This is a genomic window from Planomicrobium sp. CPCC 101079, from assembly GCF_007859275.1.
Taxonomy (GTDB): domain Bacteria; phylum Bacillota; class Bacilli; order Bacillales_A; family Planococcaceae; genus Planococcus.
In genome coordinates, this window is the sequence record NZ_VOHC01000012.1 from 43,143 (window position 1) to 50,992 (window position 7,850).

The 7,850-nt window shown below is 43.9% G+C and carries 8 protein-coding genes; all 8 read left to right on the top strand.

The window, feature by feature from the left end:
* Positions 1-57 precede the first annotated feature (57 nt).
* Positions 58-825, top strand: coding sequence for a type III pantothenate kinase (locus FQV28_RS07195; RefSeq protein WP_146495067.1), 768 nt, complete (start codon positions 58-60; stop codon positions 823-825).
* Positions 826-842: 17 nt separating this feature from the next.
* On the top strand, positions 843-1,724 hold the full coding sequence (gene hslO / locus FQV28_RS07200; RefSeq protein ID WP_146495069.1) for an Hsp33 family molecular chaperone HslO: 882 nt from the start codon (positions 843-845) through the stop codon (positions 1,722-1,724).
* Positions 1,708-2,652: a peptidyl-prolyl cis-trans isomerase gene (locus FQV28_RS07205; protein WP_146495071.1), complete on the top strand. Its 945-nt coding sequence runs from the start codon at positions 1,708-1,710 to the stop codon at positions 2,650-2,652. The genes hslO and FQV28_RS07205 overlap by 17 nt, the downstream gene beginning before the upstream one ends.
* 133 nt (positions 2,653-2,785) lie before the next feature.
* Complete coding sequence (gene cysK / locus FQV28_RS07210) at positions 2,786-3,727, top strand: cysteine synthase A (protein ID WP_146495072.1); 942 nt, start codon at positions 2,786-2,788, stop codon at positions 3,725-3,727.
* 138 nt (positions 3,728-3,865) lie between these two features.
* Positions 3,866-4,678, top strand: a complete 813-nt coding sequence (folP, locus tag FQV28_RS07215; protein ID WP_146495074.1) for a dihydropteroate synthase — start codon at positions 3,866-3,868, stop codon at positions 4,676-4,678.
* Positions 4,678-5,043, top strand: coding sequence for a dihydroneopterin aldolase (gene folB / locus FQV28_RS07220; RefSeq protein WP_146495076.1), 366 nt, complete (start codon positions 4,678-4,680; stop codon positions 5,041-5,043). The genes folP and folB overlap by 1 nt, the downstream gene beginning before the upstream one ends.
* Positions 5,040-5,528, top strand: coding sequence for a 2-amino-4-hydroxy-6-hydroxymethyldihydropteridine diphosphokinase (folK, locus tag FQV28_RS07225; protein ID WP_146495078.1), 489 nt, complete (start codon positions 5,040-5,042; stop codon positions 5,526-5,528). The genes folB and folK overlap by 4 nt, the downstream gene beginning before the upstream one ends.
* 348 nt (positions 5,529-5,876) lie before the next feature.
* The gene (lysS, locus tag FQV28_RS07230; RefSeq protein ID WP_146495080.1) at positions 5,877-7,361 is read left to right on the top strand and encodes a lysine--tRNA ligase; all 1,485 of its coding nucleotides are present in this window, start codon (positions 5,877-5,879) and stop codon (positions 7,359-7,361) included.
* The last annotated feature ends 489 nt before the right edge of the window (positions 7,362-7,850 follow it).

The window sequence follows — 7,850 nt, forward strand, 5'->3', positions numbered from 1 at the left end:
TTTTCAAAGAGTTGTGGTATGATGTGTTGGAAAATCGTCGATAAATGAGGTCGGATTATGATTTTAGTATTGGATATAGGAAATACCAATATCGTGTTGGGGGTCTTCGACCGAGGTCGATTGATGCACCATTGGCGGATGGAAACGCTTCGCCACAAAACCGAAGATGAATATGGTATTCAAATTAAAGCGTTTTTGATTGACGCAGAGGTGGCGGTTGCCGATATTGACGGCATCATCATGTCTTCCGTTGTTCCGCCGATCATGTTTTCGCTTGAAAAAATGTGCCAAAAGTATTTTTACTTGAAACCATTAATCGTCGGTCCGGGTATAAAAACCGGATTGAATATCAAGTATGACAATCCGCGTGAAGTGGGAGCGGACCGGATCGTTAACGCTGTTGCGGCCATCCAAGATTACGGATCTCCATTAATCATTGTGGATTTTGGGACAGCAACTACGTACTGCTATATTGATGAAAAACAGCAATATATGGGCGGTGCCATTGCGCCGGGAATTGCCATTTCAACAGAAGCGCTCTACAACCGGGCATCAAAATTGCCGCGCATTGAAATTGCACGGCCGGAAAACGTAGTCGGCAAAAATACAGTATCGGCCATGCAAGCTGGAATCGTTTACGGGTATGTCGGCCAAGCGGAAGGCATCGTGAGCCGCATGAAAGCGCAAAGCAAACGTACTCCTACTGTGGTCGCAACTGGAGGACTCGCCTCTTTAATTGCCAAAGAGTCCAATGTGATTGATAAAGTCGATCCTTTTTTAACTTTGAAAGGGCTATACTATATATATAAACGCAACCAAGCGTAAGGAAAGGAAAGGTAGATATGGGAGATTACTTAGTTCGCGGCCTTGGTTTTGACGGCAGTGTCCGTGCTTTTGCAGTGGACAGCACGCAAACTGTCGGCGAAGCGCAGCGCCGCCATATGACGTGGCCGACTGCTACTGCGGCACTCGGGCGGGCGATGACCGGTGGAGTCATGTTAGGGGCCATGTTGAAAGGAGACAATAAAGTAACGGTTAAAATTGAAGGTGGCGGGCCAATTGGAGCTATTCTGGTAGACAGCGATGCAAAAGGTGGCGTGCGGGGTTATGTCACTAACCCGCAAACGCATTTTGATTTGAATAAAAGCGGCAAGTTGGACGTGCGCCGTGCAGTCGGAACAGAAGGCATGTTATCTGTGGTAAAGGATTTGGGGCTGCGTGATAACTTCACCGGTCAAACCCCGATTGTTTCAGGTGAAATCGCCGAAGATTTTACGTATTACTTCGTTGTGTCGGAACAAGTGCCTTCATCCGTGGGACTAGGTGTATTAGTTGATACAGACAACTCTGTGCTGGCTGCAGGCGGCTTCATTATCCAATTGATGCCAAACACAGACGAAGAAACGATTGAACTGATTGAAAAGCAATTGGCCCAAATTCAGCCTGTTTCGATGATGATCCAGCGCGGACTGTCGCCAGAAGAAGTGCTGGAAGAAGTGCTGGGAAAAGGGAATGTCCAGATATTAGATAAAATGCCGGTGAGCTTTGAATGCAATTGTTCAAAAGAACGTTTTGCAAATGGAATCCTGGGGCTTGGCCAACAAGAAATTCAGGAAATGATCGAACAAGATGGAATGGCAGAAGCACAATGCCATTTTTGTTTGGAGACATACCATTATTCCCAAAAGGAATTAGAAGCGTTCATCAATGAGCTTCAATCATAACCGCAACCGCCCTCCGTCTTTACCGGCAGATGGGGGACGGCCTAGAAGGCGTTTGAAAACAAAGCCGCTTCTTGTTCTTTTATTGATTTTATTTGTCGGCAATCTTCTGTGGTTTATTGCATGGCTGATTCCAAACCAATCTGGCGGGAGCGAAGAAGTGGCGTCCGTCGATGGAGAAAAAATCACGCGCCAACAATGGATGGCGGCCATGGAAGAGTTGCACGGCAGGGACACATTGCTTGAACTGGTCAATGAAAAAGTCATGGAAACAGCGGCTAAAGAATACAATATTAAAGTCACCGACAAAGAAGTCGATTTAGAACTCGCGATGCTGCGGTCTGCCCAAGAAGGAATCGACAAAACGATTTATTCTGCAGATGAAGATCGACTGCGTGATAATTTGAAAACCCAATTGATTTTAGAAAAAGTACTGACAAAAGACATCGTCATTGAAGACAAAGATGTCGAGGCTTTTTACAACGACAATCAGGCCCTCTACGATATCAAAGATGCATACCGTACCCGAATGATTGTGGTGGATTCTATGGGGGAAGCGGATAAAGCCATTTCCGAATTGGAAAACGGTACCTCTTTTGAAGCGTTGGCTAAGGAACGTTCTGTCGATACCGCTACCGGAAGCCTAGGTGGTGATATCGGTTACATCACACAGGACCAAACAACTGTCGACCCTAAAATAGCACAAACGGTAACGACTATTGATGTCGATAGCTGGTCCGAGCCGCTCGAGCTGTCAGATGGTCGAATTGCCATTCTGTCGGTTACGGAAAAAGCCGAAGGCCAAACCTTTTCGTATAATGACGTCAAAGAACACGTAAGCCGAGAATTGGCACTTGAACAATTGCCGCAATCCGTCACCCCAGAAGCATTTTGGCGGGAATTCGATGCAAAATGGTTTTATGGCGAATAAATAATGGCGACGTTTCCGAATTCGGAAACGTTTTTTTTGATAGTTCTTACAATTTGACACCTTCTCCTAAACATTGATAGGATGAGTAAAGAGTAATGCCGATAAAATTAGTGGGGATTAGGAGTGTTGAATGATGACTCGTATTGGAAATTCTATTACCGAATTGATTGGGCAAACACCGATCGTTAAATTGAACCGTCTTACTGGTCCTGAAGACGCAGATGTCTATTTGAAACTAGAGTATTTCAACCCAGGGAGCAGCGTGAAAGACCGAATTGCGTTAGCGATGATTGAAGCGGCTGAAAAGTCCGGTGATTTAAAGGAAGGCGACACCATCATTGAGCCGACAAGCGGAAACACAGGGATCGGCTTGGCGATGATTGCAGCAGCAAAAGGATATAAATCAGTTCTGGTAATGCCGGAAACGATGAGCATGGAGCGTCGCAATTTGCTTCGTGCATACGGGGCAGAACTAATTTTAACGCCAGGTGCGGACGGGATGAATGGTCCAAACGGAGCAATCAAAACAGCCGAAAAGTTAGCGGCTGAAAACGGCTGGTTTATGCCGCAGCAGTTTAACAACGAAGCAAACCCGGAAGTGCATCGCTTAACGACAGGTCCAGAAATTGTTGAAACGATGGGAGATCAATTAGATGCTTTCATTTCAGGAATTGGCACTGGCGGCACAATAACCGGTGCTGGACAAGTGCTTAGAGAAAAATACAAGGACATTCTAATCGTAGCAGTAGAGCCTTCAGATTCTCCGGTGCTTTCAGGAGGAAAGCCAGGCCCTCACAAAATCCAAGGAATTGGCGCGGGCTTCGTACCTGCTGTATTAAATACAGAAATGTACAACGAAATTATTCAAGTAACCAATGACCAATCATATGAAACTGCTCGTCGAGCGGCTCGCGAAGAAGGCATTCTTGGCGGCGTTTCTTCAGGAGCGGCAATTTACGCAGCATTGCAAGTGGCAAAGCGTCTTGGCAAAGGCAAAAAAGTATTGGCGATTATCCCTTCAAACGGAGAGCGTTACTTGAGCACTCCCCTTTACCAATTTGAAGAAAATAACTAATGATTAAATAAAAGAAGAGCATGCCTCCGCGTGCTCTTTTATTGTGGCGAAATTCAGCGCATTCGCGTTAAGATGAAGCAGATAAGAGAACAACCAATTTCCCGGGAAATACATAAATGCAAACAGGCGGTGCAAACAATGGACATAAACGCAAAAGGAAAAACATTGGTAATGGGGATTTTAAATGTGACACCCGATTCTTTTTCAGATGGCGGGAACTATACTGCGGTAGACCAAGCATTAGCCCGTGCAAAAAAAATGGCAGAAGATGGCGCAGATGTTATAGATGTAGGCGGAGAATCAACGCGTCCTGGCCATACCCAGATATCAGCAGAAGAAGAAATCTCCCGAGTCGTTCCGGTAATAAAGATGCTAGTAGACCAATTGGATACACCAATTTCCATTGATACGTATAAAGCGGAAGTAGCAGAAGCGGCGGTTTTAGCAGGAGCCCGTATTATCAATGATATTTGGGGGGCAAGATATGAACCGGCGATAGCCAAAGTCGCAGCTAAGTATAAAGTGCCGATCGTCTTGATGCATAACCGGGCCGAAGCGTCATACCTGAGTTTTTGGGAAGAAGTGCAACGTGATATAGAAGAAAGTGTGCAAATTGCATTGGATGCCGGTGTGAAGGCAGAAGGTATTTGGCTGGATCCTGGCATTGGATTTGGAAAAACGACAGCTCATAATATCGAGATGATGCAATTGCTTGAGCATTTTGTTGGTTTGGGCTATCCGGTTTTGCTGGGGACTTCCAGAAAGTCGTTGATTGGCAAAGTGTTGAATGTGCCGGTTTCTGAGCGGTTAGCCGGTTCGCTTGCAACTGTTTGCTATGGAGTTGAAAAAGGTTGCCGGATTGTTAGGGTCCACGATGTGAAAGAGACGGTCCAAGCTGTACGCATGATGGATGTCTTGCTTGGCAATACGAAATACGAGGAGATGGCATAATGGATTTTATTCACGTGAATGATATGGAGTTTTACGGATATCATGGAGTTTTTCCGGAAGAGACAAAACTTGGCCAGCGATTCCGGTTAACAGTTTCGCTTGCGGTTGATCTGAAGCAGGCGGGTGAAACGGATGCGTTGGAGCATACAGTTCATTACGGAGAAGTGTATGAAACATGCCGATCAATTATTGAAGGAAAACCAAAAAAGTTGGTGGAGGCGGTCGCTGAGGAAGTGGCGGCAAGTATCCTGGCGAAGTTTTCATTGGTCAAAGGAATCCGTGTTTTATTGATTAAACCGGATCCGCCGATTCCTGGCCATTATAAATCAGTTGCGATTGAACTGACACGGGGAGAATTTGCATGAACGACAGTTACCTTTCTCTTGGTTCCAACATGGGCGACCGTCTCGGCATGCTCAAGCAGGCTGTCCGCTTATTGATGGAGCATCACGCGATTGAAGTTGCGGGAATATCTTCTCTCTATGAAACGGAACCGGTCGGTTTCACCGAGCAGCCTCCTTTTCTCAATATGGTTGTCCGCATCAAGACCGATCTTCCGGCGCTTACACTTCTGGGTATATGCCAAGAAATTGAACGGCGACTAGATCGCAAACGTATTATACATTGGGGTCCGCGGACGATAGACCTTGATATTTTACTTTATAATCAAGAAAATATGGAAACAGAGCAGCTAGTTATTCCGCATCCACGGATGCATGAGCGAGCATTCGTCCTTATCCCTTTATTGGAACTCAACCCTGAACTTAAAGGGTTTGAAAAACCGAAAGACCAAGGCGTTCGGTTATGGAAAACATACGACAGTCTCGATGCGTTTGTTCGGAAGAATTAAAAATAACACAGTCATAGGTTCTTGAGACGGGGAAGAATAGAAGGAAAGTATGTTTGCGACTGAAATTCACCAGGAATAATCAAATAATTCTCATGTCAATAGCCGGAGGCGTTTTGTCTGTCTGTAAAAAAATGGAGCAGACCATGTATTTACTGAAGCAATCGGTGATAAAGGGATACATGGAAACGCTAAGACGCGTAACGTGATGCTGTGAGCGGTGCAGTTTAAGTTAAAGATTCGAGCTGTCACAAATTCGTGGCAGCTTTTTTATGTAGAAATTGCAGAAATTGTGTACAATAGAGAGATACACGAACGAGCGTGGTTTTTAAAGATAAAGGAGTGTAGAACATGTCAGAAGAGTTAAATGATCAAATACTAGTAAGGCGCCAAAAAATGCAAACGTTCCGCGATAATGGAATCGATCCATTTGGCGCAAGATTTGAACGTACCCATCTATCAGAAGACATTATTAACGAGTACAGTGAACTATCAAAAGAAGAGCTAGAAGAAACGCCGCATGAAGTTGTAATTGCGGGCCGTATTATGACAAAGCGTGGAAAAGGGAAAGCCGGTTTTGCCCATCTTCAAGACTTAAAAGGCAGAATTCAGATCTACGTACGCAAAGATGCGATTGGTGAAGAGGCGTATGGCTATTTCAATAGCGCAGACCTTGGCGATATCGTCGGTGTAAAAGGCACGGTATTTAAAACCAACGTCGGAGAATTATCTGTTAAGGCAAAAGAAATTGAATTCTTAACGAAATCGCTTCGTCCGCTACCTGAGAAATTTCATGGCTTGAAAGATGTAGAGCAGCGCTACCGTCAACGGTATCTGGATTTAATCACGAGCGAGTCAAGCAAAGAAACATTTATCTTGCGTAGCCGAATCATTCAATCGATGCGCAGATATTTAGATGGCCAAGGCTTTTTAGAAGTGGAAACGCCGATGCTCCATTCGATTGCCGGGGGAGCAGCTGCACGCCCATTCATTACTCATCACAATGCATTAGATATGGAGCTGTATGTCCGGATCGCGATCGAACTTCATTTGAAGCGCTTGATTGTCGGCGGATTAGAAAAAGTCTATGAAATTGGCCGTGTTTTCCGTAACGAAGGAATTTCTACACGCCACAATCCGGAATTCACAATGCTGGAACTATATGAAGCATACGCTGATTACAAAGACATCATGGCACTTACTGAAAATTTAATTGCCCATGTAGCCCAAGAAGTGCTTGGAACAACTACGGTTCAATATGGTGAAGACCAGATTAATTTAGCGCCAGGCTGGAAAAGACTACATATGGCTGATGCAGTAAAAGAATATACTGGTGTAGACTTCTGGCAGCCTCTTACAAAAGAAGAAGCTCAAAACCTAGCGAAAGAACACAACGTTGAAATCAAACCTACTATGGAAACAGGCCATATTTTAAACGAATTCTTTGAGCAAAAAGTAGAAGAGGAATTAGTTCAACCAACATTCATTTACGGCCATCCGGTTGAAATATCTCCTTTAGCTAAGAAAAATCCAGAAGATGAACGCTTTACAGATCGCTTCGAATTATTTATTGTACGCCGCGAACATGCAAATGCATTCACGGAGTTAAATGACCCCATAGATCAACGTGAACGCTTTGAAGCGCAGTTGATTGAAAAAGCGGCAGGAAATGATGAAGCGCATGAAATGGACGATGACTTTATTGAAGCGTTGGAGTATGGCATGCCTCCAACAGGTGGATTAGGAATTGGCATTGATCGTTTGATCATGCTATTGACTAATTCAGCTTCCATTAGAGACGTTCTTTTGTTCCCACAAATGCGTTCACGCGATTAAAAGCTTAAAACGACTTAAACTTTAAGGTTTAAGTCGTTTTTTCTTTAATAAAGAAAAGAAAGAGCAGGAAGATAAGGATTTTATATAATCAAGCCTGTCGATAATTGAATAAATGTGAGAATGAAGAGCAAAAAAAGTGTTGACATAGAAATGAGAGTGCTTTAATATAGATAAAGTCGCTAAGACAAGCGATGAAACAGGCAAGAATATTGTTGATGTTCTTTCTAAAAAGTGATAGAATAACAAAGTCTCTGTAAAAGTAAAAATAAGATTAGAATATTGAATTTCTAATTAATTATACTTAATGGTTGACATTGAAACGAGAAAAAGATATACTAATAAAGTTGCTGAGAAATGCAACTCAAACATGAACCTTGAAAACTGAACAGCAAAACGTCAACAACAGTTTATTGGCGCGTTCCGAACGCGGCAATAAAATTTCTGCGAGAGCTGCTTCGGCGGCTTGAGCAAACACTACTGATCAAGCTT